The following is a 26,561-nucleotide window of genomic DNA, read 5'->3' as shown; positions in this document are numbered from 1 at the left end:
ATCATGGCAGCATCGGAAGCGCAGGGTCGCTCTTCTCGGTCCGGCGGGACACCCGCCGGCGCATCCTCCCGTCGGGGAGGCGGCGGGTCGTTGCGTGCGCACGGCAAGGTGCTGCCGGAGCACGCCCGAGGCCACAATCGTTCGCTCGTGCTGCAGACGCTCTTCCATGAGGGGACGATGAGCCGGGCCGATCTGTCCCGGGGCACCGGCCTCACGCGAGTGACCATCTCCGACCTCGTCGCCGAGCTCATCTCCGACGGTTTCGTCCTGGAGAAGGGGGTACGCGAATCCTCCGGCGGACCGGGCAAACCGGCGATCCTCGTCGATCTCGCCCGTGACGAGCATCAGATCATCGGCATGGACCTCTCCGGCTCCAGCCCGTTCACCGGCGCCGTGCTGAACCTGGACGGTGAGGTGCTGGTCCGCCGCGAGGTGCCCGAGCCCGCCTCCGGGGACGCCGACGCCGCGCTGGCGCTCGTGATCCGGCTCGCTCGCGAACTGGTCGCCGCGGCCACGCGTCCCGTGCTCGGCGTGGGCGTCGGCTCTCCGGGCGTGGTCGGCGCCGACGGGGGAGTGCTCACCGCTCCGAACTACGGGTGGGCGGATGTCCCGCTGCGGGACGTGCTGTCCGCCGAACTCGGCCTGCCCGTGGTGGTCGCGAACGACGCGAACGCCGCGGTCCTGGCCGAATGCACGCTGGGCGCCGCGGAGGGCGACTGCATGCTGGTCAAGATCGGCCTCGGCGTCGGTGCCGGTCTGATCATCGGCGGGGAGCCGGTCATCGGACGGCATTTCGCCGCCGGCGAGATCGGTCATGTCACCGTCGGTACTGACGGCGGGCCGCCCTGCGTGTGCGGCAGAGACGGCTGCCTCGAGGCCTGGGTCGCGGTTCCCGGCCTGCGCCGCCGCATCTCCGACAGCGGTGATCGCGACACCGTGCTGCGCGATGCGGGTGAACGGCTCGGCATCGCCCTCGCCCCGATCGTGGGCGCCCTGGACCTGCCGGAGGTCACGCTCTCCGGCCCCCGTGATCTGCTCGAGGGTCCGTTCGCGGACTCGGCCCTCGAGACCCTGCGTCACCGCACGCTCGCCCAGTTCCATGACGGGGTGCGCGTGCGGATGACCGAACACGGTTCGGACATCGTGCTGCGCGGCGCCGCCGTGATGGTGCTCTCCGAACGACTCGGTGTGTCGTAGTCCCCGACACTCCGATCAGACGGGTCCGCCCGTCGACCCCACCACACAAGCAAAGGAAATGACATGAACCGAAAGCTCGGAGCCGTCGCCGTCTTCGGCGCCGCCGCACTCGCTCTCGCGGGATGCTCCACCGGCGGTGCTGCCGGTGGCAAGGATGAGACGCCCGCGGCGACGGGGGAGCTCACCGTCTGGCTCGTCGGCACGGACACCCCCGATGAGGCGCGCACGTACCTCACCGACACGTTCGCCAAGGAGAACAAGGGCTGGACCCTGAAGATCGTCGAGAAGACGTGGGCGGACACGAACGAGGCCTACGTCGCCGCGCTGAGCTCGAATGACGCCCCCGATGTCGTCGAGGTGGGGAACACCCAGGCGCAGGGCTTCATCGACAAGGGCATGTTCGCCGATATCACCGACCAGGTGTCCGACCTCGGTGGCGACAAGCTGCTGAAGTCGTTCGTCGACCTCGGCTCGGTCGACGGCAAGACCTACGCGGTGCCCTACTACGCCGGCTCGCGCATCGTGTTCTACTCGCCCGAGGTGTTCAAGGGCACCGTTCCGGCGACGCTGACCGACTACGTCGCGGACGGAAAGGCGATGAAGACGGCCACGCGCTCGGGCATCTGGGCGCCGGGCAAGGACTGGTACAACGCGCTGGCGTTCGTCTGGGCCAACGGTGGCGAGGTCGCCGTGAAGGACGGCGACAAGTGGGACGCGCAGTTCTCGTCCGAGAAGAGCCTCAAGGGCCTAAAGATGCTCCAGGACGTCTACACGAACGCCAACGTCGCCCCGGCGGATTCGAACGAGACCGACCCGCAGATCCCGTTCTGCGCCGGTGAGACCGGATTCCTCTCCGCCCCGTCGTGGGTGAAGTGGTCGATCCTGGCCGCCGCCGATGCCGATAACCCGGGCTGCCCGGACACCTACGGCAAGGACCTGCAGGCGTTCGCACTGCCCGGCATGACCGCCGGGGAGGCCGCTCCGGTGTTCGCCGGTGGCTCGTCGGTCGCGATCGCGACGAAGTCCCAGAACAAGGCGATGGCGCAGAAGGCGCTGGCGATCATGCTCTCGGACGGCTACCAGAAGATCATGGCCGGCAACGGCCTGATCCCGGCGCTGACCTCGCAGGCCCAGTTCCTCCCGGATGACCAGATCACCCAGGAGGCCGCGAAGGCCACCGCCGCGTCGCGCGCCGTCCCCGCGTCGGCCAACTGGGCCGAGGTCGAGAAGGCCCTGGTCATCCCGGATGCTCTGGTGAAGATCGCCAAGGGTGAGGACGTCAAGACGGTCGCCACCAAGCTCGACTCCGACATCGAAGCGATCCTCAACAAGTGACGCGGAGGGGCCCCGGTGTCGCCGGGGCCCCGTCCGTCCTCGAAAGGAGCGGTGCGCCATGAGCGTCGCCGAGATCGATGAGGAGCGTTCGGCCCCCGCTGCGGGACGGCGCCGGTCCTCACGAGAACTGACCCCGAACGAGCGGCGTCGGCGCCGCCGTGACGCGCGGACGGCGTGGGCGCTGCTGGCTCCCGCGATCGTGCTGCTGGCGGTGATGGTCGGCTACCCCGGCGTGACCATGGTGACGAACTCGTTCACCGACGTCACGATCAAGAACAAGATGCTGGACATCCCGGCGAACTTCGTCTGGTTCGACAACTACGTCCGGGTCCTCACCTCCAGCGACTTCCCGATCGTGCTGCTGCGGAGCCTCCTGCTGATGGCGGTGATGACCGGACTGATCATGCTCGGCGGAACCCTCATCGCGATCCTGATGACCCGACTGTCGCGGGGATTCCGACTGCTGGTCGCGGTCGGTCTGCTGCTGGCCTGGTCCATGCCGCCGCTGTCCTCCACGGTCGTGTTCAGCTGGATCTTCGACACGCAGTACGGCGTGATCAACGCGGTGCTGAACTGGGCGACGCGATCTGAGGACTTCACCAACCACTCCTGGCTGATGAACCCGTTCTCGTTCTTCACGGTGCTGACGATCATCGTGGTCTGGATGGGTATTCCGTTCGTGGCGTTCACGATCTACGCCGCCCTCGGGCAGGTGCCCGGCGAGGTGCTCGAGGCCGCGTCGCTGGACGGTGCGGGCGGCTTCGCCCGCTTCCGCCTGGTGATCTTCCCGTACCTCCGCCCCGTGGTGATGGTCGTCTTCATCCTGCAGGTGATCTGGAACATGCGGATCTTCACCCAGGTGTTCGCCCTGCAGGGCCGAGGTGGAACGCCGAGTGAGACCAACGTGCTCGGCACCTACATGTTCCGCCTCGGGGCCGACGACTTCGGCATGACCGGCGCGATCGGTGTGCTGATGGTGATCATCCTGATGCTGATCTCGTGGGGTTACATCCGCTCGACGCTGAAGGAGGAGGAGAAGTGACCTCCACGACCCTTGATCCGACCACGATCACCGCTCCCACGCCTCGCGCCGCGCGAGAGGGAAAGCCGCCGAAGCACGTCGACACGACCAACCAGCCGCGTCGGCGCAGCACCCGGGTCGTGCTGAACGTCGTGGCCGTGATCGTCTTCGTCTTCAGCGTGTTCCCGGTCTACTGGATGGTGAACATGTCGTTCACGCCGTCCAACAAGATCATCAGCCGGACGCCGAGCGCGTTCCCGGTCGAATTCACCTGGCGCAACTACATCGCCGCGTGGACGAAGCCGGCCGCGGACGGTCAGACCGACTTCGTGCACGCGCTGCTGTCCTCGCTCACGGTGACGATCCCGGTCGTCATCGTCACGCTGCTGATCGCGTTCCTGGCCTCGATCGCCATCGCCCGCTTCCACTTCCGCGGGCGGTGGGGGTTCATCGTCACCGTGCTGATCGTCCAGATGGTGCCCGGCGAAGCCATGATGTTCACGATCTTCGCGATGATGGACGACCTGCACCTGAAGAACCTTCTCGGGCTCGCGATCGTGAACATCGCTGCGGTGGTGCCGTTCACGATCTGGACCCTGCGCGGATTCGTCGCCGGAGTCCCGGCGGATCTCGAAGAGGCCGCCATGATCGACGGCTGCACGCGGACCCAGGCGTTCTGGAAGGTCACCTTCCCGCTGCTCGCGCCGGGCCTGGTCTCCACCGGCATCTTCGCGTTCATCCAGTCGTGGAACGAGTTCACGATGGCGATGCTGCTGCTGGAGTCCAAGAGCCTCACGCTGCCGCCCTGGCTGAACTCGTTCCAGTCCGCGACGGAAGCGACCAACTGGGGCGCCGTGATGGCGTCCTCGACCCTGATCGCGCTGCCCGTGGCGGTGTTCTTCCTGCTCGTGCAGGGACGGATGACCAGCGGGATGGTGTCCGGCGCGGTGAAGGGCTGAGGCGGCGTCCTCCGGTTCCGCGCTCCGCCCGTCCGGGTGGGAGGATGGGAACGCGGCCGCCGGGCTCACCGACGGCCGTTCTCAGCGCCGCACCGATCGGCGCCGATCAGCACAGAGAAGGAGCCCTCACGCATGGCTGAAGTGGTCATCGTCGCGGACAAGGATGAGGCCGGGCGCCTCGTCGCGGCCGAGATCGTCCGGCAGATCGTCGCCAACCCGGACTACGTGCTGGGGCTGGCGACCGGATCGACCCCGCTGCCCGTCTACGAAGCGCTCGTGCCCGCCGTCGCGGACGTCGACCTCTCCCGCGTGCAGGGTTTCGCGCTGGACGAGTACGTCGGCCTCGACCCGGCGCACCCGGAGAGCTACCGCAGTGTCATCACGCGGGAGGTCGTCGAGCCGCTCGGGCTGAACCCGGACCGCATCCACACGCCCAACGGGGCACTGGAGACGATCGCGCACGCCGGCGAGGACTATGAGGCCGCCATCGAGGCAGCCGGCGGGGTGGACCTGCAGATCCTCGGCATCGGTTCGACGGGGCACATCGGATTCAACGAGCCCGGCTCGTCGTTCGCGTCACGCACGCGGGTGAAGACGCTCACCGAGCGCACCCGCGTGGACAACGCCCGCTTCTTCGACGGCGACATCTCACAGGTCCCGATGCACTGCATCACGCAGGGGCTGGGGACGATCCAGCGCGCGAGGCACCTGGTGCTGCTCGCGTTCGGGGAGAGCAAGGCCGAGGCTGTCGCGGGCGCCGTCGAGGGTCCGGTGTCGTCGGAGTGCCCGGGGTCGGCGATCCAGCTGCACCCGCACGTCACCGTCGTCGTGGATGAGGCCGCGGCCTCGCGCCTGAAGCACGCCGACTACTACCGCTACGCCCTCGCGAACAAGCCCGCCTGGCAGGGCCTCTGAGCCCGGGAGTCCGGGACGGGGAGCGAGGAACCGGACGGGGAGGGCGGTAGCGTGGCGGACATGACGGTGCAGTCGCGGACACTTCTGACGACGGGGATCCTCCTCGCGCTCTCCGTTCTCGTTCCGGCGCTGGGGTCGTCCCTCGCCGGGATCGCGCCGGGGGTCGTCGGCGCGGTGCTGATGGCGGCCGCGATCGTCGTCGCGGCCGTCGGACTGGGCCGATCGGAGAGCGTCGTGGAGCGCCAGAAGGGCGCCGTTGCCGTGATGATCGCCTGGGCCGTGATGGTGCTCGCGCGCGTGGTCACGGCCGGGGTCCTACCGACGATCCTCGGGGCATCGGGTGATGAGGAGCTGCTGCGCTGGGGCTCACCGGTCGTCCTGGCTGACCAGGTCGTCGGCGTCGTCGGACTGATCCTGGCCGTTGCGGCCGGGTTCGCCATCCGCAGAAACGCTCGCGGGATCCCGTCATGGGCGCGACCTCTCGTGCTGTGGGCGGTGCTCGCGAACGCGGCCGCCGTGATCCTCGTGCAGCTTCTGCTGCGGTTCGCCGGCCCCGATCAGGGCGGGTTGCTGGCTGTCTCCGGGGTCGCCTCGTTCCTCGGACTGATCGCACCGATCGCGGTCCTGGTCATCGCTGCGGTCGCCATCCTGCTCGCGCTGAGGATGCCGGCCGAGCGCACGACCGAGGTGTTCCGCTCGGGGCCCGTCGACTGAATCAGCGGAAGTCCGGCAGCAGGGGCAGCAGCACGTCAGTGGACAGGGGCGCGAGCGGTGTCGTGGCCACATCGGCCGGGGAGATCCACCGCAGCTCCGCGATCTCGGCCTGCGCGGTCACCGCTGCAGCGGCGACGGCATCCAGCGACAGGGCGAAGGCGTCCGCCACGACGACGTGTCCGGGTTCGTTGGCGGCGGCGGCGCGGTGCTCGCCGAGCGGGCGGAAGGCCGTCACGGGCGCTTCGATGCCGAGCTCCTCGTTCAGCTCGCGCGCGGCCGTCACATCGGCGCTCTCGCCGGGCTCCGGCTTGCCGCCCGGCTGCATGAACCGCTCGGTGCCCGCTTTGCGGACCACGAGCGCGCGCCCGTCCGGGTCGGTGACCAGCACGGCGCTCACGCGGATCTCAGGGGTCACACGAAGACCTTTCCGGGATTGAGGATGTTCTGCGGGTCGAACAGCGTCTTGATGCCGCGCTGCAGCTCCCACTGCCGGTCGCCGAGTTCCTCGCGCAGCCAGTGCGCCTTCAGGACGCCGACACCGTGCTCGCCGGTGAGGGTGCCGCCCAGGGCGAGAGCGACTCGGAACATCTCGTCGGCCGCGCGCCAGACCTCGGGTGGGATGTCCGGTCCGTCGCAGATGAAGTTCGGGTGCAGGTTGCCGTCCCCGGCGTGCGCGACGACCGGGATCACCAGGCCGTGCTCGCGTTCGATGCGGGCGATCGCGTCGAACATGTCCGGCATCGCCGATCGCGGTACGGAGACATCCTCGATGAGCGCCGTGCCGAGGGACTCCATGGCCGGATGCATGCTGCGGCGGATCACCAGCAGCTCCTCGGCACGGTCCGGGTCGTCGGACACCTCGACGGAGGCACCGGCGGAGGCGAGGATCTCACCGATGCGGCGGGCCTCCTCGGCCGCGTCCGGACCGTCGGTCTGGGCCGTCACCTGCACGCTTCCGGCGGCCGGCGCGGGCAGATCGAGCAGCGCGTGCACCGCGCGCAGGCTGGTGGCGTCCATGAGCTCCATGATCGCGGGGGAGAGCCCGGCGGCCGTCACGGCAGCGGTCCCTGCGGCGGCGGCGCGGACGTCACTGAACACGGCGGCGATCGAGTGGACGATGCCGGTGGGAAGTCGACGCAGCTTGAGCGTCGCCCCGACGATGACGCCGAGCGTCCCCTCGGAGCCGATCATCAGTGCCGTGAGGTCGAGCCCCGTGACGCCCTTGACGGTGCGGTGCCCGAATCGCACGAGTTCACCGTCGGCGAGCACCACATCCACCCCGAGGACCGCATCACGGACCACGCCGTACTTCGCGCACAGCAGCCCGCCGGCGCCGGTGGCGATGTTCCCGCCGACCGTGGAGATCGCGCGACTGGCCGGGTCCGGAGCCCACCACACACCGTGTTCGGCGAGAGCGGTGTTGAGGTCGGCGTTCAGGATGCCCGGCTCGACGACGGCGAGAAGGTCATCCGGCGCGATCTCGTGGATTCGCGTCATCCCCGCCAGCGAGAGCGAGATCTCGCCCACGTCGGAGTTGGCGCCCCCGGCGAGGCCGGTGCCGGCACCGCGTGGGACGACCGGCGTGCCGGTGGCCGAGGCGATGCGCATGGTGGCCTGCACGTCCGACACATCGGTGGCGTGCACGACGGCGATCGGATCGCCGGCACTGCGCTGGCCGGACCGGTCTGTCCGTGCGGCCGCGCGTGCGGCCGGAGAGGTGTCGACACGCTCGCCGAGTTCGGCGCGGAGCATCTCGACGACGTCGGTCACGACAGGGAGCGCCGTCCGGTGATCACCCCGGTCGCGACCGCGACCACGGCGTAGGCGAGTCCGATCCAGGTCTGTCCCATGCTCCACCAGGCGATGGTCGCGCCGGCGAAGATCAGCAGCTCGATCAGCACCCGGACGAACGGGTGGACGTGAACGACCGCGCGGGGAGAGACGAACAGAGCCCACAGCAGCAGCACGACGACGGGGGTGCCGATGCCCGCGACGAGGTTCCAGGGGAACTCGAAGCCCAGGAATCCCCACAGCGCGAAAGTGACCAGCGCGACGATGATCACGAGCGTGCGGACGATCTCCAGCGCGGTCAGCGGTGCGCGGGTACCGGGCTCGGGGGTCGCTGCGGTCGAGGAGGGGGAGGCGGACATGCCTCCAGTCTACGGTCGCCCGCTCAGCCCTCGACCCAGCTGCGCGGTGAGCGGGCCTCGGTGAGCGCTCCGACCTCATCGTCGCGCCCGGCGGCGAAAGCCAGGAGGGAGTCGTCGTACTGGCTGACCGTGAGCGTCAGGCTCACGGCTCCCACGTCGAAGCCCGGAACCTGCCCGGTCGCGACCGTCGTGCCGTCCAGGATCGCGTGGACGACCGTGGCGCCGTCGGGCACTCGTAGGAGGGCGACGATGGTGCGCTGCCCGTCCACCTCGGGGCCCGCCCCGACACGGAGGACGGAAGGAGCTGTCAGCTCAGGTTCCGGCTCCGCCGTGGGCTCGGGCGTCGGCTCTGGTGTGGGCTCGACCGTGGGCGTCGGCTCCGGGGTCGGCGTGGGGTCCGGCGTTGGCGTCGGCTCAGGCGTGGGATCGGGAGTTGCCGTGGGCTCGGGCGTGGGTTCGACCGTCGGTGTCGGCGTCGGTTCGACCGTCGGTGTCGGCGTGGGAGTGAGTGTCGGTGTCGGCGTCGGCGTGGGAGTGACGGTCGGTGTCGGTGTCGGTGTCGGTGTCGTTGGTGTCGGCGTCGGGTCGGCCGTCGGTGTCGGCGTGGGAGTGAGTGTCGGTGTCGGCGTCGGCGTGGGAGTGACGGTCGGTGTCGGTGTCGGTGTCGGTGTCGGTGTAGGTGTAGGTGTAGGCGTGGGCGTGGGCGTCGGATCGGGCGAAGCAGTGGGGCTCGGTGTGGGCGTCGGCCGCGGGGACGGCGTCGGGCCCGGCGTCGGCGTGGGGTCCGGCGTCGGCCAGGGCTCGGGCGTGGGCCACGGTGTGGCCGTCGGCTCCGGTGAGGGGTCGACAGGCGACGGAGCGGGCGGCAGGACCGGTTCCACCGGGACCGATGGTGCCGGGGACGGGGCGGTCACCGGTGTCGTGGGCACGGGAATCGAACGCGTGGTCACGGTCGGCTGAGGCGAGGGAGTGGGGCTCGGCGTGAGATCGCGGGGCAGATCGCTCGGCGACGGTGACGGCGTCGCCGCCAGCGGGGTGAGGGCGGAGCCGTCCACCTCAGCGGCCAGGGAGTCGGACTGCCCCTGGGCGTTGCCGGCGCTGAACGCGGCGTTCGGAGCGGACTGCTGGGCCATCACCGTACCGGCGACCGCGGCGCCCGCGACCAGGACTCCGGCCGCCGCGATTCCGATCACGGTGGCGATTCCGGTGGCGGTCGAGGCGCCACCGGTTGCGCCCCCGGCGCCCGGGGCCGGAGCGGCCCCGCCGGTGGTGCCGGATCCCGCGAGACCGAGGGAGGCGAACCCGCTCGCCGTGTCGCCACCGGCGACCACGGCGCTGGGCATGATCGGCGCCGCGCCGGCGGCCAGAGCGACGACCGCCGTGCCCCCGCCCTGGAGCGTGGCGAGATAGCCGGCGGCTCCGACGGCCCCGATGGTGAGGGGCAGAAGAACGAGCGCAAGACGCTGGGAGACGTGGGACGCTTCCCCGGCCACGATCGTGCAGCGTGCGCAATCGCCGAGGTGGTCGTCCACCTTCTGGCGGTCACGCGGGCTGATCGTGCCGCGCGCGTACGACGCGAGTCTCTCCACCGTCCACTGGCACAGGGAACCGTCGTCGAGGCTCGCGAGATGCGCGGAGATCCAGGCCTCGCGCAGGCCCTCGCGGGCACGGTTGGCGAGCTGGGCCACGGCGTTCGGCTTCATGCCGAGCAGCGGTGCGACCTGGGCCGGCTTCATCGCCTCGATCTCGGTGTACCAGAGCACCTCCTGCCAACGCGTGGGCAGGCTGCGGAAGGCCGTGTGCGTCAGCCCGTGATCGAGCGCCTCATCAACGGCCTGCTCGGTGGTGTCCGGGTCAGGCACCGTCTCGAGCTCGTCGATCACGGCCTCGGGGTGCGCACGTCCCCAGCTGGCCGCCGCGTTGCGGATGCTGGAGAACAGGTACGCGCGGAACGATCCGGTCGGACCTCCGCCGCGCTGGATCACCTGGAAGATGCGGGTGTACGCCTCCTGCACCAGGTCGTCGGCGTCGATCTTGTTCGTGATCGATCGTGCGACCGTGATGCCGGATCGGTAGTGCCGGGCCCACAGCTCGGCGAACGCGCCGGTATCGCCGTCACGCGTGCGCGCGACGAGATCGGCATCAGCGTGGGGCGCGTGCTCGTCAGGGGTCAACGGGAGAGACTTTCATCGGGCAGAACGGGAACCCCGTCGGGTCGGGGAACCATCCGGATATTCTGCCTTGCCGCCGCCGCCACGTCCAGCCCGTGCAGCGCCCGGCAGTGCCGATCGCCGTAGCCCGCCACGCTCATGAGCTCACGCGCTCGCCGTCCGCCCAGACTCCGCGGACGACGAGGTCTCGGTCCAGCAGAACGGCGTCGGCGGCGAAGCCCTGACGGAGTCGACCGAGGCGGTCCTCGTGGCCCAGCAGCGTCGCCGGTGTGCGCGTCAGGGCGTCCACGGCGGCCTCCACCGGCACACCGACCGCGACGACGTTGCGCAGCGCCTGATCCTGAGTGAGCGTGGACCCGGCGATCGAGTCGCCCGCGGTGAGCCGAGCGATGCCGTCCCGCACCGTGACCGCCAGCGCGCCGAGGATGTACGCGCCGTCGCCGGACCCGGCCGCCGCCATGGCGTCCGTCACCAGCACGATCCGGCCTGGAGCGGACGCGAACATCATCCGGATGAGGTCGAGATCGACGTGCACGCCGTCCGCGATCAGTTCCAGTCGCACCCGAGGATCTGAGGCCGCGGCGACCACCGGACCGGGAGCGCGGTGGTGGATGCCGGGCATGGCGTTGAACGCGTGCGTGAGCAAGGTCGCGCCGGCGTCGAAGGCCTCGCCGGCCATGTCGGCGTCAGCGTCGGTGTGTCCCACCGCGGCGATCGCGCCGTGACGGACCGCCGTGCGCACCGCGTCGAGGCCGCCGGGCAGCTCGGGGGCGAGCGTGATCTGCGCGACCGTGCCGCGTCCGGCGGCCAGGAGGCGTTCCACCGCGTCGTGCTCGGGCGCTCGCAGCAGTTCGGGGTCGTGCGCACCCTTGTGGCTGACGTCCAGGAACGGACCCTCCAAATGCGAGCCGAGGATGTCGCGGTCGGTGCCCGTCAGGTCGGCCACCATCGCGACGCGTTCGGCGAGGCGGTCCAGGGTGTCTGTGACGAGGGAGATGACGGCGCGGGTGGTGCCGTGGCGGCGGTGCACCGCGCGTGCGGCCCGGATCGCGTCCGGACCGTCGTCGTAGGACCGGCCCGCCCCACCGTGACCGTGGATGTCGATGAAGCCCGGTGTGAGGATGGCACCGGGCCCGGCGACCGCGGCGGCGTCGATGACCGTGTCGTGCGGACCGACGACGTCCTGCCAGGGCGTGGTCTGCCCCGTGGCGACGATGCCGTCCGGCGACAGCAGCGCCCAGGCGTTCGGCAGTCGGGTGCCGGAGTCGATGATGTCGACGGAGTGGATCAGCGTCCTCACGCCTGCGTCCACGGGATCTCCTCGCTCGGATGGAATCGGACCGACCCAGCGTGCCACGCCGGTGCGAGTCGTGCGATCCGCCCGCGGACCGACTCCCACGTCCGGGTATCGGCATCGCGGGGCGACCAGGCGATGTCGGCGATGCCCGCCAGTCGAGGCAGGGCCATCGTCTCGACGTCCGCGATCGTGCGCACCGTCTCCGTCCACAGCGGTGCCTCGATGCCGAGGATGTCGGCGTCCGAGACTCCCGCGATGACGGTGGCCGGGTCCCACTCGTACGATGCGCGGACGCTGGTCGGCCCGTTCGCCCACGTCAGTCCGAGCGGGAAGTCCTCGTCGTACTTCATATCCAGGTAGGCGGCATCGGAGGGGGAGAGGACGACAGCTCCACCGGCGGCGACGAACGCGCGCGCCTCCTCGGCCTGGGCGGGGTCGGGCTCGAGGAATCCCCAGTACTGGCCGATCGATCCGGGCGGCAGCTCGGCCGCTTTGCCGGCCTCGTGCCAGGCGATCGGGGTTTTGCCGACGCCGACGACCGCTGCGGCGGCGCGGGCGGTGAACGCCGCGAAGTCCTCCGCGGACGTCCCGAGGCACTCGTCGCCGCCGAAGTGCAGCCACGGTCCCGGAGTGAGGGCGGCGACCTGCCGGAACACGTCATCGAGGAAGGCGTCGGTGCCGGGATCCCCGGTCTTCAGCGACGAGAAGCCCACGCCCCAGCCGGTGTACGGGCGGCCGTGCACCGGGAGGTCCTGGCCGAGCTCGACGGACTGCGCGCGCAGGTCGTCGCTGATCACCGTCGGCTCGGTGAACTCGGGCTGCGCGACCGTCACGGCGTGGGTATGCCCCGGCGTATCGATCTCCGGGACGACGGTGATGTGGCGGCGGGCGGCGTAGGCGACGATCTCGCGGTAGTCGTCCTGCGTGTAGAACCCGCCCGCGTCGCCCCCGGCCGCGCTGCGAGCCGCGTCCGCGGTGAGGCGCGGGTAGCCCTCGATCTCGAGGCGCCAGCCCTGGTCGTCGGTGAGGTGCAGGTGCAGGACGTTGATCTTCAGTGCGGCGACGAGGTCGATGTAGTGGCACACGTCGCGGACGGAGAAGAAGTGGCGCGCGACGTCGAGCATCGCGCCGCGGTACGCGAAGCGGGGCGCATCCTCGATCTCGGCGCCGTGGAAGAACCACCCGTCCGCGTCGTGATCGAGCAGTTGCAGAAGCGTTCGAGTCCCCCAGAAGACGCCCGCGTCATCCGGCGCCTCGATGCGGACGACGCCGTCCGCAGTGGTGAGGTGGTAAGCGTCGCCGGGCGTGCTGCCGAGACGCCGCAGGGCGACATCCCCCGGGGTGGGGTCCGGGTCGGCGACGATCTCGAAGCCGAATCCGGTGCGCGCGGACAGATCGAGGGCGAGCAGTCTCGCCTCGTCCAGCAGAGCGGGTTCAGCGACGACGCGCGCCCGATCGGTCAGCCGGACGGGCGCGCCGGCGCGCGCCTGGACGGGGTAGGGAACGAGGGGCAGCGTGGTGTCGCCGATGACCATGTAAGGAAACCTAACAAAACCGCGGTCGCACTGCGACGTCCGAAATCGGGGGAGGGTGAGGGCTCGGGTACACTCGCAGTGTCGCGACTGGCGTACGAGGTGGGTCACCACCGGGAAGCGACCTCACGCATTCGACCGCGCGCCTGGGTCGACGCAATCCCGCAAGAACCGCTGTGGAGGCAATGCCGTGACCGATTCCTACTTCAACGCGCCCCTCTCCGAGGTCGACCCGGAGATCGCTCAGGTCCTCGAGCGCGAGCTCGGGCGTCAGCGCGACTATCTCGAGATGATCGCGTCCGAGAACATCGTCCCCGTCTCGGTCCTGCAGTCGCAGGGATCGGTTCTGACGAACAAGTACGCCGAGGGCTACCCGGGACGCCGCTACTACGGCGGTTGCGAAGAGGTCGACGTGGCCGAGGAACTCGCCATCGACCGCGCCAAGAGCCTGTTCGGCGCCGAGTTCGCCAACGTTCAGCCGCACTCCGGTGCGACCGCGAACGCCGCCGTCCTGCACGCCATCGCGCGCCCCGGTGACACGCTGCTCGGTCTCGCCCTCGACCAGGGCGGCCACCTCACGCACGGCATGAAGATCAACTTCTCCGGTCGCCTGTACGACATCGTCGCGTACGGCGTGAACGAGGAGACGTCGCTGATCGACATGGACGAGGTCCGCCGCCTCGCCCTCGAGCACAAGCCGAAGGTCATCATCGCCGGTTGGTCGGCGTACCCGCGTCACATCGACTTCGCCAAGTTCCGTGAGATCGCGGACGAGGTCGGCGCGTACCTGTGGGTCGACATGGCGCACTTCGCCGGACTCGTCGCCGCCGGCGTCCACCCGAGCCCGGTCCCGTACGCGCACGTCGTCTCCTCGACCGTGCACAAGACCCTCGGCGGCCCGCGCTCCGGTCTCATCCTGACCAACGACGCGGACCTGGCCAAGAAGCTCAACACCGCCGTCTTCCCGGGCCAGCAGGGTGGGCCGCTCATGCACGTGATCGCCGCGAAGGCGACCGCGTTCAAGCTCGCTGCGACGCCGGAATTCAAGGACCGCCAGGAGCGCACGCTCCGCGGCGCGCAGATCCTCGCCGACCGCCTGCAGCAGGATGACGTGCGCAACGCCGGCATCGCGGTCCGCTCCGGCGGCACCGACGTCCACCTCGTGCTGGTGGACCTCCGCAACGCCGAGATCGACGGCAAGCAGGGCGAGGACCGCCTGCACGAGGTGCACATCACGGTCAACCGCAACGCCGTGCCGAACGACCCGCGTCCGCCGATGGTGACCTCGGGGCTCCGCATCGGCACGTCGGCGCTCGCCACCCGCGGTTTCGACGACGAGGCCTTCACCGAGGTCGCCGACGTCATCGCGCTGGCCCTACTGCCGGACGCCGACGTCGCCGCTCTCGACGCGCGCATCTCGAAGCTGACGGCGGCGTACCCGCTGTACACCGACCTGCAGCAGTGAGGACCGGCCGATGACCGCACAGATTCTGGACGGCAAGGCGACCTCGGCGGCGATCAAGGCGGAACTGACCGAGCGTGTCGCGGCCCTGAAGGCCCGCGGGATCACGCCCGGCATCGCCACGGTGCTCGTCGGCGCTGACCCGGCCTCGCAGCTCTACGTCGGCATGAAGCACCGGCAGTCCGAGGCGATCGGGATGAACTCGATCCAGGTCGAGCTGCCCGGGGACGCCACGCAGGCCGACGTCGAGGCGGGGATCGACGCGCTGAACGCCGACGACACCTGCCACGGCTACATCGTGCAGCTGCCGCTGCCGAAGCACATCGACACCGACGCGATCCTCGAGCGCATCGACCCGGCCAAGGACGCGGACGGGCTGCACCCGACCAACCTCGGCCGGCTCGTGCTGAACGTCAACGGACCGATCGACACCCCGTTGCCGTGCACACCGCGGGCCGTGATCGAGCTGCTCCAGCGCAACGACTATGACCTGAAGGGCAAGCACGTGGTCGTCGTCGGCCGTGGCGTGACGATCGGCCGGTCCATCGGTCTGTTGCTCACGCGCCGCGCGATCAACGCGACCGTGACGCTGACGCACACCGGCACCGTGGATCTCCCCGCGTACCTCCGCCAGGCCGACGTCATCGTCGGTGCGGCGGGCGTCAAGCACCTGGTCCGCGCCGAGGACGTCAAGCCCGGGGCCGCCGTGCTGGACGTCGGCGTCACCCGCGAGGACGACCCCGAGACCGGCAGGTCGAAGGTCTACGGCGACATCGCCCCGGACGTGGCCGAGGTCGCCGGCTGGATCTCGCCGAACCCCGGCGGTGTCGGTCCGATGACCGTCGCACTGCTGCTGACCAACGTGGTGGAGGCCGCCGAGCGCGCCGCCGCCTGATCACCTCCGCCGAGAACGGCCCGCGCAGACTGATGCTGCGCGGGCCGTTCTCGATTTCGGTGGATGCAGCCGAGGGGGAGGCATCCGGCCCGTCGGCTCACGCCTCCGGTCGGATGTGCAGAGCCATCCAGTCGTCCCAACTGGTGGCGGCACCCTCCGTGACCGGATCCGTGACGGCCGCACGCAGTCCGCGGAGGAAGAATTCGAGCTGCCGCTGGTGCATGATGCGGTCGCGGTGGTGATTCGCGGACACAGGCGCGCGCAGGTGCACGATCGCCGCCATGACATCACCCGGGCCGAAGTCCTCCGGCACCAGGCCACGCGCGCGGTCCGGTACGAGCAGGTGCTCCAGGGCGTCGCGCAGTCCGTCGGAGAGTGCGGCGAGCTCCGCGGTGAAGTCTGACCGCGCACTGAGCGCGGACGTGACCATCGCACCCGCGATCGTCAGGTGGCGGCGCAGGAACGCGGCCAGCGCACCGTCCGGCCCCGCGGCGGAGGCGGCGACCTCGTTCGCTGTCGCGGTGAGCTCCTCGAGGGCATAGCCCCGGACCCGCTGCACGAGCTCCTCCTTGTTCGCATACCGGCGGTAGATGCCGCCGACGCCGATTCCCGCGCGGGCGGCCACGGCGCTCATCGGGGCGTCGTATCCCTCCGCGGCGAACACCTCCCGCGCCGCGCGCAGGAGTGCGACGTCATTCTCGCGCGCCTCTCGGGCGCGTCCGGGCAGCGCCGTCGCCGGCACCTCGGGGGAGGAAGGAGTGGCCATGACCCGACGCTACCAGCGATGGGATACTATCGGAACGGAACACTCCGTTCCGATAGGAGAATGCATGGCCCTCGCACCCTCACCCACCGATACGACACCCACGGCGGGCACCCCCGCGCACCGGGGGCTCGTGCCGGTCCTCGTCCTGGCTGTTCTGGCCTTCTCGCTGCTGCAGACGATGATCATCCCGGCACTCCCGGTGCTGCAGGAGCGCCTCGGCGTCGACGGTGTCGGCGGCGGATGGGTGCTGACCGCATTCCTGCTCAGCGGTGCCATCGCCGCGCCGGTCCTCGGATCGTTCGGCGATCGTTTCGGACACCGCCGCGTCCTGATCGCGGCGCTCGCGGTCTTCAGCCTCGGTGCCGTCGTCTCCGCGGCAGCGCCGTCGTTCACCGTCCTCCTGGCCGGCCGCGTCCTGCAGGGAGCGTCCACGGCGACACTGCCGCTGGCGCTCGCGATCGCGGGGCGGAAGCTCGAGGGGCGGCGGCGGCAGGCCGCGGTCGGTCTCCTGAGCGGAACGCTCGGCCTCGGTGCCGGTGTCGCACTCGTTCTCGGTGGCGTGATCGTCCAGTACGCCCCGTGGCAGACGCTGTTCTGGTTCGGAGCCGGCGTCGGTGTCGCCGCCGCGGTCGCGGTCGCGCTCGTCGTCCCGCGCGATGGCGTTCGCCCGGAGGTCGTCGCGCGCGTGGACTTCGCGGGCATCGGCCTGCTCGCGCTGTTCCTGAGCGCGGTGCTGCTGATCGTGTCGCAGGCGTCGTCGTGGGGGATCGGGTCTCCGCTGGTCGCCGGCGTGGCCATCGTCGCGGTCCTGGCGCTCATCACGCTGGTCGTCGTCGAGCGTCGGGTGGCTCGGCCGCTGTTGGATTTCCCGGTGCTCGCTCGTCCGGCCATCCTGCTCTCGAACGTCATCGCGCTGTTCCTCGGGTTCGTTCCCTACCTGCTCTACGTGGGGGTGCCGTACCTCCTGATCGCGCAGTCCCCGGTCGGCCCGGGCCTGGACTCGCAGACGGCCGGACTCGTCCTGTTCCCGACCGCCGTCGCGGTGTTCGCCGGCGGTCGCGTCGCCCCGCTGCTGCTGCGCCGGATGCGCTCGCCGTACGTCGCGGCGCTCGCGATGGGTCTGATGGCCGTCGGCGGACTGGGCATGGTGTTCACCGCGCAGTCGCTGCTGTGGATGATGGTGTTCTACTGCGTGCTGAGTTTCGGAAACGGCATCGGTTTCGCCGTCGTCAGTGACCTGATCGCGGTCTCCGCGCCGGCCGGCGAGATCGGCGGACTGCTCGGTGTCAACGGCGTCGTGCGCACGGCGGGCTCCGCCTTCGGCGGCCCGGTCGCGGCGCTGCTGATCGCGTCGGCCGCCGGCCTCGGGGGATTCACGGTGCTGTTCTGGGTGGTCGCGGGGGCGAGCGCGCTGGCCGTGCTGGTGGCGCTCTGCTTGCGCTCCGCGCACACCGCCGAGTGATCGCGGTCAGGCGTGCAGCCGCGCGGTGACGCTGTCGAGGATCACCTCGTAGGCCGCATCCCAGCTCTGCGGTGACAGGGGCAGGTCGGTGAACTGGAGGCTCACCGCACCGTGCACCTGGGACCAGATGGCGGTCACCTCGATGGCGCGCTCGTCCGCCGTCGCGTCCGGCATCAGGGCGGCCACCGCGCGTTCGAGCGGGCTCCGGGATTCGTCCGCCGCGTGATCGGCGGGCACGACGGACGAGAGCGTCCCGCCGAACATGAGGCGGTACCGCGTCGGGTGCGCCAGTGCCCACGCGCGGTAGGCGACGCCGAGCTGGCGCAACCCGGCGGGCTCGGCTGCGGCCTGCGCGGCGGTGAAGGACGCGAACGCATCCGTGATGACGGCGGTCAGAAGAGCGTCCTTGTTGCCGAACAGCGCGTAGATCGCGGAGGTGGACGTGCCGGCGGCCCGCGCCACCTCGCGCAACGACACCGCGTCCGGTCCGTGTCGGTCCACGAGCTCGGCTGTGGCCTCGAGGAGCCTCTCGCGCAGGGCGTCGTCGTAGATCGCGGGTCTTGCCATAGGCGAAACTATACCGTAACGTTGTTGCGTAACAGCGTTACGAATAGGAGTGATCATGTCGGACGTCTTCCCGGGGCGGTACACCGCCGATCCTGACACCGAGACCGTCACCGTCTTCCTCATCGGCATGCGCGCCAACCGATGGTGGAAGCTGCCGCGCGTGCTGCGCGTCGCGGCCACGATGCCGAAGTGCCTCGCCCACCTCGCGCGCAATCCGGAGGCCGGCATGCTCGGCTATCACCAGTGGCTCGGGCGAACCACCATCCTCGTCTCGTACTGGCGCTCGCCTGAACACATCCAGGCGTTCGCGGCAGATCGGGACGCGCCGCACCTCGGCCCCTGGCGCGAGTACATGAAGTTGTTCAGCGGGTCCGGCGACGTGGGGATCTATCACGAGACGTACCAGGTGCCGGTGCGCGACGCGGAGTCGGTGTACGGCGACATGCCGCTGTTCGGGCTGGCTCGCGCCACCGCGCACGTCAAGATCGGCGCCGGACGCAACACCGCACGTCAGCGTCTCGGACGCGTGAAGAAGACTCCGGCGACGGGTGGCGAAGGGGAGCGTCCATCCGTCGCCGGTTGAATCGGCGAAGGTCGGCTCAGTTCAGACCAGTTCAGTTCCGGTCGGGTCGGGTCAGGCCAGGTCAGGTCAGGTCAGACGAGTTCAGCTCGGCTCAACTCAGGTCGTCGAACATCTTGCGTTCCTCGTCGGTGAGGCCGTCGTTCAGTTCGCGCCGGCCCTCGGCCTGCGCGGTCCGCTGCTGCGGGGTGGGCTGCTCCGAGGTGGCTGCCGGTGTCGACCCGGCGCCCCCGAGTCGAGCGGCGGCACGGTCGTACACCTCCCCGGTGCGCTTCTCCACCGCGTCGTCGATGACGTCATAGATCAACCATGCGATCAGCAGAATCACCGGCGGCAGGATGTAACCCCAGAACCATCCGCGGACGTCTACACCGGACAGCAGCACCGTGAGGACCCAGACGACGAGGGCGACGACGAAGACGATCGCGTACTCCGTCACTTTTCGCGCTCCCGTGCTGCGCGTGGAGCCGCCGCGCTCGGCGAGGGAGCGGAACCAACCGCCGATGGCGGGTTTGACCCACACGGTCGCAGCGGTGAGGATCACCGCTGCCCACAGGGCGTGCCACCCGACGCGCACAGCCGGCATCGTCCAGCCGATGACCAGCAGCACGAGCACGTCGAAGACGTACAGGGAGACGAATCGCACGATCCAGGTCTTCATGGGCTCAGACTGTCACGCGCGGAATGTGACCGGAAGTCCGGCCTCGTTTCGGTCGCCTCGTCCGGCGTGAGACGAAATGCCTGGTCAAGAGCTTATTGCGCGGACGTTACGGCAGGCGCACGAAAAAAATTGAGGAAAATCCGTGAAACCGCGTCATAGAACGGTGTCGTGCCCGTCTCTCCAGTGACACCGTATGCGGATCGTGGGGATACCGCAGCAGCCGGTGCGAGGGATGGCGAGACGTCGCCGAACGTGGGGCCCGCCCGATGGGCCCCACCACTCCCTCCTTCTCAGACCGCGGTCCGGTCCCCAGCCGGATCGCCCGGCGGTTCGCCTTCCGCGAGCGCCGACCGCGGGGCGGTGCGTGCTCGTCACACGCCCGCCCCGCCCTGACGTTCCGGTCCGCCCCGCGCTCCGTCCCGGGTCAGGAAGCCGCCGGTAGGCTGAGGATTCGAGGAGGAACGATGAGTGCAACCGTCAAGGACGTCGCGGCTCGCGCCGGGGTGTCGCCGAAGACGGTCTCGAATGTGCTCTCCGGTCTCGTCGGCGTCAGTGCCCCCGTTCGGGAGCGCGTGGAGCGCGCGGTCGCGGAGTTGGACTACGTGCCCAATCTCAGCGCTCGCCGGTTGCGCAGTGGCCGGTCCGGTGTGATCGCGCTCGCTCTTCCGGATCTGTCCACGCCGTATTCGGCCGAGATGGCTCACCACTTCGTCGAAGCAGCCCACGAGCGAGGGTGGGGTGTGCAGATCGAGGAGAGCGGCGGCCGGCCGGATCGTGAGGCCAGCCTGCTGAGCCGTGCCCGCGCTCGCATGGTCGACGGGCTGATCCTCAACCCGACCGTCGTCGACGAACTGCCGCTGACCGAGGCGCTGGACCAGATGCCGCCGACGGTCGTGATCGGGGAGGTCGCGCACCAGGTGTTCGATCAGGTGTGCGTGGACTCCGAGCAGGCGGCGTTCGACATGACGACCTACCTGATCGAGGCCGGTCATGAGCGCATCGCCGTGGTCGGCACCAGTGCGGACACCGAATTCATGACCTCCGTGCTCCGCGCTCGGGGGTACCGGCGCGCGCTGGCCGCGGCCGGCCTCGTCCACGATCCGGTGCTGGAGATCGCCTGCGATGACTGGACCCCGCACGGCGGAGCGGTCGCCGTCAGAGCCTTCCTCGATTCGTCCCGGACCCCGGACGCCATCTTCTGCTTCACCGACTCGCTCGCGATCGGGGTTCTCAGCGAGTTGTCGCGACGCGGCATTTCGGTGCCCCAGGGCGTTTCGGTCAGCGGGTTCGACGACGTCGCCGACGGGGAGTACGCGTCGCCGCCATTGACCACGGTCTCCTTCGACAAACCGCGCTTCGCAGCGGCGGCCCTGGAACGACTGGCGCGGCGCATCTCCGCACCGTACGGCGCCGAGGACGCACCGGTCGTGATCCCTGTCGAACACCGCATCGTCGTCCGGGCCAGCACTCGGCGAGCATGACGAAGGCGGGCGCCGCATGCGACGCCCGCCTTCTGCTTCGGCTCAGCCCTTCAGGCCGCTGCCGGTGACGCCTTCCACGATCTGACGCTGGAAGATCAGATACAGGATGACCAGGGGCAGCGCGGCCAGGATCGCGCCCGCCTGGATGTCGGCGTAGCGCTGGCCGAACGAGCCCTGCACCGTCGCCAGTCCGACCGGGATCGTCATGAGGTCCGGGTTGGACAGGACGAACAGGGGCAGTAGCAGGTTGTTCCACACGCCGACGAAGGTGAGGATCGTCACAGCCGCGATCACGGGCTTGGACAGCGGCATGATCAGCGACCAGTAGATCCGCCAGCGGCTCGCGCCGTCGATCACCGCGGCCTCTTCGAGCTCCCGCGGGATGCCGTCGAAGAACTGCTTGAAGATGAACACGGCGATCACGGCCGGCACCTGCGGGAAGATCACGGCCCAGTAGGTGTTCAACAGGTTCATCGCGTTCAGCAGCTGGAAGATCGGGACGATCAGCACCTGACCCGGGATCATGATCCCGAGGATGATGAGCAGCATCGCGACGTTCGAGCCTCGGAAGCGCATTCGCGACAGCGCGTACGCCGCCATCGAAGCCAGCAGGACGGTGAGGACGGACGTGATCACCGCGGTGATGCCGCTCGCGACGTACCAGTTCCAGATGTCGCTGCCGCCGAGCAGCTCGATGTACGAGTACAGCGTCGGATTCCAGTCCCGGAGGATCGCGTCGGCACCGATGGCGGCAGTGCCGTTGTCGGTGAGTGAGGTCTTCAGCGCGAAGATGCTCGGGATCAACCACAGGACCGCGAAAACGCCCAGGACGATTCCGGCGACGATGTTGAACGTGCGGCTGTTGACCGGCTTGCGCGGCCGCGCGGCGGGGGCGGCCCCGCTGACACCGGTCCTCAGGCGCGATCCGCGCGGGGCGGTGACGGTCTCGGTGGCGGTCATCTCAGGCCTCCCGTCGTGCCGTGCGCCGCTCGAGGAGCTGGCGGATCACGGCGATGATCACGATCACGATGAACAGCAGGACGCTCGCCGCCGAGGCCGCACCGAGGCGGTTATCGGTGAACGCGGTGTTCGTGACGAGTCCGAGCGTCACCTGCGTGGAGATGCCCGGCCCGCCGCCGGTCATCAGGTAGACCTGGTCGAAGATCTTCAGGCTCGCGATGATCTGCAGCAGCACGACCATCGTGGTGGTGCGTCCGAGCAGCGGGATGGTGATGTGGCGCACCTGCTGCCACGTGCTGGCGCCGTCGACGGCGGCGGCCTCGTACAGTTCCCGCGGGATCTCCTGCAGGCCGGCGAGGTAGAGGACGAAGTTGAATCCGATCGTCCACCACAGCGTGGCCAGCGCGATGCCGATCATCGCCGTGTTCGGGTCCGACAGGATGCCCGCACCCGGCGTGAGACCGAGCCAGGACTCGACGGTCGCCCACAGTCCGGTCGTCGGCGTGAAGATGAACACCCAGATGAGGGAGATCGTCGCCGACGGCAGGATGTACGGCAGGAAGAAGGCGAGGCGGAAGAACCACTGTCCGCGCCGCATCCGGTTGGTCAGGACGGCGAACACGAACGCGAGGATCACCAGGGGCGGGGTGGTGTAGAGCGTGAACTGCAGCGTGTGCCACAGCGAGCTCCAGAACTCCGCACGTCCGAGCATCTCGGCGTAGTTGGCGAACCCCGCGAACGAGCCGAGGCCGGCGCGCACCGTCGAGGTGTTGAAGAAGCTCATGACCATCATGTAGATGGTCGGGCCGAGCAGGAAGGCCAGGTAGAAGATTCCGAACGGTGCCAGGAACCACCAGGCGCCGCGGGATTCAGAGCCGGCGCTGCGCCCGGATCGGAGAGAAGACTCGGCCCGTTTGCGCGTGGTGCGCGGGACGACGAGGGTTGCGGTGGTCACGTCCTTGTACCTCCGATATCAGAGCGGACTGGGGGTGTTCAGATACACCCCGAGTTGATCGGTGATCGCCGTCAGCGCTTGCTGCGGAGACTGGGAGAGCTGCTGAACGAGCCCGAGTTGCGCGCCCACGATGCCTTCGAACGTGGAGCCCGATCCGCCGTACCAGGCCGGGTCGTCGTAGACGGCCGCGTCCGCCGCCGAGGCGTAGTCGGCCTGCGGTTCGAGCGCCTTGTACGCGCTGCTTTCCGCGATCGGCAGGTAGGCCGGGATGTGGCCGCCCTCAGCCCAGGTCATGCTCTGGTCCAGCATCGACTTGATGAACGTCATCGCTCGCAGACGCTGTTCCGGTGTGCGTTCCATGCGCGGCAGGATGAACGCGTGGGAGTCGGCGAGGTTCGCCGGCTTGTCGAAGATCGTGGGGATCTGCACCATGCCGAAGCGCAGGTCCTTGATCGACTGGGCCGTGGTGATCTCCCACTCACCCTGGAGGTACAGACCGGCCTTGCCGGTGAACATGTAGGACTCCGAGGTGGCGTAGTCCAGGCCCTTGTTCAGCCACCCGTTCTTCACCCAGGTCTGGATGCGATCCATCAGGGACAGGAAGACGTCCTTGTTGACCGTGAGCTTGGCACCGTTGTCGGAGAGGAAGGGGGTGGCGTCGGCGTGCTGGTTGTAGAGCGACCAGAACAGACGCCACGGCGTCGCGGTCTCGCCGCCGACGTTGGCGCTGGTGATGGCCACGCCGCCGGTCACCGCGCTGATCGCCGCGAGCGCCGCTTCGAACTCGTCGACGCCCTTGATGGTCTTCAGCTTGCCGCCTGACTCGATCAGGCCGGCCTTCTCGCACACGTCCGTGTTGAAGAACATCACGAAGGGGTGCGTGTCGAACGGAATGGCGATGTTCTTGCCGTCCGTCACCTGCGTGTCCCAGGGGCGCTTCGCGAAGTCCGACGCGGACAGGCCCACGGAGGACAGATCGGCGTCGGTGATCGTCTCGAGCAGACCACCCGCGGCCAGAGGCTTCGCGCGGGTGAGGTGGGCGACCGCGACATCGGGTGGCTTGTTGCCCACCGTCGCCAGCGTCACCTTGGTGTAGTACGGGTTGCCCCAGGCGAACGTCGTCGCCTGCAGCGAATTGGGTCCGTGCTCAGCGACGTACTTGTCCAGCATGATCTGGAGGCGGGCGCCGTCGCCGCCGGCGAAGAGGTTCCAGAAGACCAACGTCTCTTCGGACAGCGAACTGCCGAACAGTCCCGCCGCGACGGGACCTGCGGAGCAGCCGGCCAGCAAGGGGACGGTCGCCGCGCCGAGGGCGGCGGCGAGGAACCCTCTTCGGGTCAGACCTGGTGTGCGGTCGTTCATCGTTTCGCTGACCTCCTCGTCACGAAAGCCGCATCCTCCGCGCGGCGTGGGGCCGAGCGGAATGTCCGCGGACGGATGTGTGGGCGCAGGCCCATTACAACGTGGTAACCGTAGCATCGCGCAGAGGACGGGCAACACTAGATTTCTTGCCCCCGATAGGGCTAGAGTCCGCCCTCTCCGGGGTGCGAGGGGGTAACGGACCGGCCCGTGTCGGGGAGCGCCGAACGTTCGCGGTGCGATTTCTTGCTTTTGTATTCCAACGATGTAATCTCGTCCGCAGGTGTTGCAACGGCGCGGTCGAGCCGAACGTTGCGACGGCAGTCGACCGACCATCTGACGAGGAGTTCCATGACCCGCGCGACCATCACCCTCGACCGCGATTTCACCGCCGGTCCCGTCCCGCGACGAATCTTCGGTTCGTTCGTGGAGCACATGGGGCGCTGCGTCTACACCGGGATCTACGAACCCGGCCACCCGAGCGCGGATGAGAACGGCTTCCGCCGTGACGTCCTGGAGCTCGTGTCGGAGATGGGCGTGACCGTCGTGCGCTACCCGGGCGGGAACTTCGTCTCCGGGTACCGCTGGGAGGACGGTGTCGGCCCCGTCGCCGAGCGTCCCCGGCGCCTGGACGGCGCGTGGCACACACTCGAGACCAACGCCTTCGGACTGCACGAGTTCGCCGGCTGGGCGAAGCAGGCCGGCGTGGAGATCATGGAAGCGATCAACCTCGGCACCCGCGGGGTGGACGCCGCCCGTGCGCTGGTGGAATACGCCAATCACCCCGGTGGCACCTACTACAGCGACCTGCGCCGCAGCAACGGCGCGGAGGAGCCCTTCGACATCAAGCTCTGGTGCCTCGGCAACGAGATGGACGGTCCGTGGCAGATCGGGCACAAGACGGCCGACGAGTACGGCCGTCTCGCGCAGGAGGCGGGCAAGGCCATGCGTCTGGTCGACCCGTCGATCGAACTGGTCGCCTGCGGCAGCTCGAACAGCGGTATGCCGACCTTCGGCGAGTGGGAGAGCACGGTCCTCGGTCACACGTACGACGTCGTGGACTACATCTCGTTGCACGCGTACTACGAGGAGACCGAGGGCGATGCGGCGAGCTTCCTCGCTTCGGCCGTGGACATGGACCACTTCATCGAGTCGGTCGTGGCGACCGCCGACGCGGTGCGCGCTCGCGGTAAGCACAGCAAGCGCATCAACCTCTCCTTCGATGAGTGGAACGTCTGGTACGCCCGGCGTGACGGGGATGACATGCCGAGCACGATCGAGGCCCGTGGCGGGTGGTACGAGCACCCGCGCGTCATCGAAGACCACTACAACGTCACCGACGCCGTGGTCGTCGGGACGCTGTTGAACTCCCTGCTGCGTCACGGCGATCGCGTGGCGATCGCCAATCAGGCTCAGCTCGTGAACGTGATCGCCCCGATCCTCACCGAGGAGGGCGGTGCGGCCTGGCGGCAGAGCATCTTCTGGCCGTTCGCGCGCATGTCCGAGCTCGCGCGTGGCGAGATCCTGCGGCTCGCGGTGTCCAGCGATCGCCACGAGACCAACCGCTTCGGCGACGTTGACACGGTGGACGCCGCGGGCACGTACGACGACGAGACCGGTCGCGTGGCGCTGTTCCTCGTCAACCGCGGCCTCGATGAGGCGGCCGATGTGACCGTCGCCGTGCGCGGACTCCAGCCCGGACAGGTGGTCCGCGCCGAGGTGCTGACGATCCCTGAGGGCGCCGACCGCTTCCTGACCAGCGTCGGGGCAGACGCCGACCGCGTCGGTCTGACGCCGCTGCGCGAGGTCACCGTGGAGGGGGAGACCCTCTCCGTTCGCCTGCCCGCGCTGTCCTGGGCCGTCGTCGAGCTCGACGTCACGCGGGACTGACGTCACACCGCATGCGAGGTCGATGAGGGCGTCCATTCTGGGCGCCCTCATCGACGATCACCCGATCGGAGCAGTGGATGCGCGGGGGGACCAGAGCGAATCATGGCGACTGTTTCTACGGCCTGACCACTGCGGGCGTCGTCGTGCTCACCGTCCCGGCGGTCATTCTGTTCCTCGCCCTCCAGAAGTACTACGTGCGCGGCTTCATGTCCGGCGCGGTGAAAGGCTGATC

25 protein-coding genes and 1 riboswitch are annotated in these 26,561 nt (G+C 69.3%); of the genes, 13 read left to right on the top strand and 12 right to left on the bottom strand.

The genetic code is table 11. The features are described 5' to 3' along the window. The first annotated feature begins 3 nt into the window (after nucleotides 1-3). The 6 genes from BN1193_RS12020 (at nucleotide 4) to BN1193_RS11995 (ending at nucleotide 6,141) form a co-directional block, all read left to right on the top strand. On the top strand, nucleotides 4-1,197 hold the full coding sequence (locus tag BN1193_RS12020) for an ROK family transcriptional regulator (RefSeq protein WP_040166626.1): 1,194 nt from the start codon (nucleotides 4-6) through the stop codon (nucleotides 1,195-1,197). Between the two features lie 63 nt (nucleotides 1,198-1,260). Next, nucleotides 1,261-2,532 (top strand): extracellular solute-binding protein, encoded by a 1,272-nt coding sequence (locus BN1193_RS12015; RefSeq protein ID WP_040166624.1) that lies wholly within the window; start codon nucleotides 1,261-1,263, stop codon nucleotides 2,530-2,532. A 58-nt stretch (nucleotides 2,533-2,590) separates the two neighbouring features. Then, nucleotides 2,591-3,574 carry a carbohydrate ABC transporter permease gene (locus tag BN1193_RS12010; RefSeq protein WP_052460705.1) on the top strand — a complete coding sequence of 328 codons (984 nt, stop codon included), beginning with the start codon at nucleotides 2,591-2,593 and terminating at the stop codon, nucleotides 3,572-3,574. Continuing rightward, entirely contained in the window at nucleotides 3,571-4,512 is a 942-nt protein-coding gene (locus BN1193_RS12005; RefSeq protein ID WP_326845052.1) for a carbohydrate ABC transporter permease, read from the top strand. The genes BN1193_RS12010 and BN1193_RS12005 overlap by 4 nt, the downstream gene beginning before the upstream one ends. A 132-nt stretch (nucleotides 4,513-4,644) precedes the next feature. Beyond that, a complete protein-coding gene (gene nagB / locus BN1193_RS12000; RefSeq protein WP_040166623.1) occupies nucleotides 4,645-5,427 on the top strand; it encodes a glucosamine-6-phosphate deaminase in 783 nt (260 codons plus the stop codon). Between the two features lie 60 nt (nucleotides 5,428-5,487). Then, nucleotides 5,488-6,141: a hypothetical protein gene (locus BN1193_RS11995; RefSeq protein ID WP_141396681.1), complete on the top strand. Its 654-nt coding sequence runs from the start codon at nucleotides 5,488-5,490 to the stop codon at nucleotides 6,139-6,141. 1 nt (nucleotide 6,142) lies between these two features. Here the strand turns inward: BN1193_RS11995 and BN1193_RS11990 are convergent, their stop codons facing one another. The 6 genes from BN1193_RS11990 to BN1193_RS11965 all read right to left on the bottom strand — a co-directional run bounded on the left by BN1193_RS11990 (nucleotide 6,143) and on the right by BN1193_RS11965 (nucleotide 13,294). Next, entirely contained in the window at nucleotides 6,143-6,556 is a 414-nt protein-coding gene (locus BN1193_RS11990; RefSeq protein ID WP_040166620.1) for an NUDIX hydrolase, read from the bottom strand. Then, on the bottom strand, nucleotides 6,553-7,893 hold the full coding sequence (locus BN1193_RS11985) for an FAD-binding oxidoreductase (protein ID WP_195907894.1): 1,341 nt from the start codon (nucleotides 7,891-7,893) through the stop codon (nucleotides 6,553-6,555). Before BN1193_RS11985 ends, BN1193_RS11990 begins: the two co-directional genes overlap by 4 nt. Before the next feature lie 14 nt (nucleotides 7,894-7,907). Next, nucleotides 7,908-8,291 carry a YrdB family protein gene (locus BN1193_RS11980; protein WP_040166618.1) on the bottom strand — a complete coding sequence of 128 codons (384 nt, stop codon included), beginning with the start codon at nucleotides 8,289-8,291 and terminating at the stop codon, nucleotides 7,908-7,910. Between the two features lie 23 nt (nucleotides 8,292-8,314). Next, complete coding sequence (locus BN1193_RS18455) at nucleotides 8,315-10,465, bottom strand: sigma-70 family RNA polymerase sigma factor (protein ID WP_052460704.1); 2,151 nt, start codon at nucleotides 10,463-10,465, stop codon at nucleotides 8,315-8,317. Between the two features lie 133 nt (nucleotides 10,466-10,598). Beyond that, nucleotides 10,599-11,774 (bottom strand): N-acetylglucosamine-6-phosphate deacetylase, encoded by a 1,176-nt coding sequence (gene nagA / locus BN1193_RS11970; protein WP_040166617.1) that lies wholly within the window; start codon nucleotides 11,772-11,774, stop codon nucleotides 10,599-10,601. Further along, nucleotides 11,759-13,294: a beta-N-acetylhexosaminidase gene (locus BN1193_RS11965; RefSeq protein WP_040166616.1), complete on the bottom strand. Its 1,536-nt coding sequence runs from the start codon at nucleotides 13,292-13,294 to the stop codon at nucleotides 11,759-11,761. The genes nagA and BN1193_RS11965 overlap by 16 nt, the downstream gene beginning before the upstream one ends. Before the next feature lie 73 nt (nucleotides 13,295-13,367). Next, nucleotides 13,368-13,450, top strand: a riboswitch (ZMP/ZTP riboswitch). A gap of 31 nt (nucleotides 13,451-13,481) precedes the next feature. Between BN1193_RS11965 and glyA the strand changes: the two genes are divergently transcribed. Then, nucleotides 13,482-14,756, top strand: a complete 1,275-nt coding sequence (gene glyA, locus BN1193_RS11960; RefSeq protein WP_040166615.1) for a serine hydroxymethyltransferase — start codon at nucleotides 13,482-13,484, stop codon at nucleotides 14,754-14,756. A gap of 10 nt (nucleotides 14,757-14,766) precedes the next feature. Then, nucleotides 14,767-15,648, top strand: a complete 882-nt coding sequence (locus BN1193_RS11955; protein ID WP_040166614.1) for a bifunctional methylenetetrahydrofolate dehydrogenase/methenyltetrahydrofolate cyclohydrolase — start codon at nucleotides 14,767-14,769, stop codon at nucleotides 15,646-15,648. A 97-nt stretch (nucleotides 15,649-15,745) separates the two neighbouring features. On the opposite strand, the gene BN1193_RS11950 is transcribed toward BN1193_RS11955, so the two are convergent. Next, on the bottom strand, nucleotides 15,746-16,414 hold the full coding sequence (locus BN1193_RS11950; protein WP_052460703.1) for a TetR/AcrR family transcriptional regulator: 669 nt from the start codon (nucleotides 16,412-16,414) through the stop codon (nucleotides 15,746-15,748). Nucleotides 16,415-16,478: 64 nt separating this feature from the next. Between BN1193_RS11950 and BN1193_RS11945 the strand changes: the two genes are divergently transcribed. Next, entirely contained in the window at nucleotides 16,479-17,876 is a 1,398-nt protein-coding gene (locus BN1193_RS11945) for an MFS transporter (RefSeq protein ID WP_195907857.1), read from the top strand. A gap of 6 nt (nucleotides 17,877-17,882) precedes the next feature. Here the strand turns inward: BN1193_RS11945 and BN1193_RS11940 are convergent, their stop codons facing one another. Next, the gene (locus BN1193_RS11940; RefSeq protein WP_040166613.1) at nucleotides 17,883-18,443 is read right to left on the bottom strand and encodes a TetR/AcrR family transcriptional regulator; all 561 of its coding nucleotides are present in this window, start codon (nucleotides 18,441-18,443) and stop codon (nucleotides 17,883-17,885) included. Between the two features lie 55 nt (nucleotides 18,444-18,498). Between BN1193_RS11940 and BN1193_RS11935 the strand changes: the two genes are divergently transcribed. Continuing rightward, complete coding sequence (locus BN1193_RS11935; protein WP_052460702.1) at nucleotides 18,499-19,026, top strand: DUF4188 domain-containing protein; 528 nt, start codon at nucleotides 18,499-18,501, stop codon at nucleotides 19,024-19,026. A 91-nt stretch (nucleotides 19,027-19,117) separates the two neighbouring features. Here the strand turns inward: BN1193_RS11935 and BN1193_RS11930 are convergent, their stop codons facing one another. Beyond that, nucleotides 19,118-19,684: a hypothetical protein gene (locus BN1193_RS11930; protein WP_040166612.1), complete on the bottom strand. Its 567-nt coding sequence runs from the start codon at nucleotides 19,682-19,684 to the stop codon at nucleotides 19,118-19,120. 464 nt (nucleotides 19,685-20,148) lie between these two features. Here BN1193_RS11930 and BN1193_RS11925 point away from each other — a divergent pair, with 464 nt between their 5' ends. Next, on the top strand, nucleotides 20,149-21,165 hold the full coding sequence (locus tag BN1193_RS11925; protein ID WP_040166611.1) for a LacI family DNA-binding transcriptional regulator: 1,017 nt from the start codon (nucleotides 20,149-20,151) through the stop codon (nucleotides 21,163-21,165). Between the two features lie 42 nt (nucleotides 21,166-21,207). On the opposite strand, the gene BN1193_RS11920 is transcribed toward BN1193_RS11925, so the two are convergent. From BN1193_RS11920 to BN1193_RS11910, 3 genes are read right to left on the bottom strand one after another with little or no spacing between them, the layout of a single operon-like run. Next, a complete protein-coding gene (locus BN1193_RS11920) occupies nucleotides 21,208-22,125 on the bottom strand; it encodes a carbohydrate ABC transporter permease (RefSeq protein ID WP_040166610.1) in 918 nt (305 codons plus the stop codon). A 1-nt stretch (nucleotide 22,126) separates the two neighbouring features. Further along, on the bottom strand, nucleotides 22,127-23,080 hold the full coding sequence (locus BN1193_RS11915) for a carbohydrate ABC transporter permease (RefSeq protein WP_040166608.1): 954 nt from the start codon (nucleotides 23,078-23,080) through the stop codon (nucleotides 22,127-22,129). Nucleotides 23,081-23,098: 18 nt separating this feature from the next. Then, complete coding sequence (locus BN1193_RS11910) at nucleotides 23,099-24,442, bottom strand: extracellular solute-binding protein (protein ID WP_052460701.1); 1,344 nt, start codon at nucleotides 24,440-24,442, stop codon at nucleotides 23,099-23,101. A 348-nt stretch (nucleotides 24,443-24,790) separates the two neighbouring features. Between BN1193_RS11910 and arfA the strand changes: the two genes are divergently transcribed. Next, the gene (arfA, locus tag BN1193_RS11905; protein ID WP_040166607.1) at nucleotides 24,791-26,329 is read left to right on the top strand and encodes an arabinosylfuranosidase ArfA; all 1,539 of its coding nucleotides are present in this window, start codon (nucleotides 24,791-24,793) and stop codon (nucleotides 26,327-26,329) included. Nucleotides 26,330-26,406: 77 nt separating this feature from the next. Next, a complete protein-coding gene (locus tag BN1193_RS11900; protein WP_230206491.1) occupies nucleotides 26,407-26,559 on the top strand; it encodes a hypothetical protein in 153 nt (50 codons plus the stop codon). Nucleotides 26,560-26,561 lie beyond the last annotated feature (2 nt).

This window comes from Microbacterium gorillae (genome assembly GCF_000826185.2).
GTDB classification, from domain to species: domain Bacteria; phylum Actinomycetota; class Actinomycetes; order Actinomycetales; family Microbacteriaceae; genus Microbacterium; species Microbacterium gorillae.
Note: the sequence above shows the minus strand (reverse complement) of the source record. Positions and strands in the feature narration are given on the sequence as shown.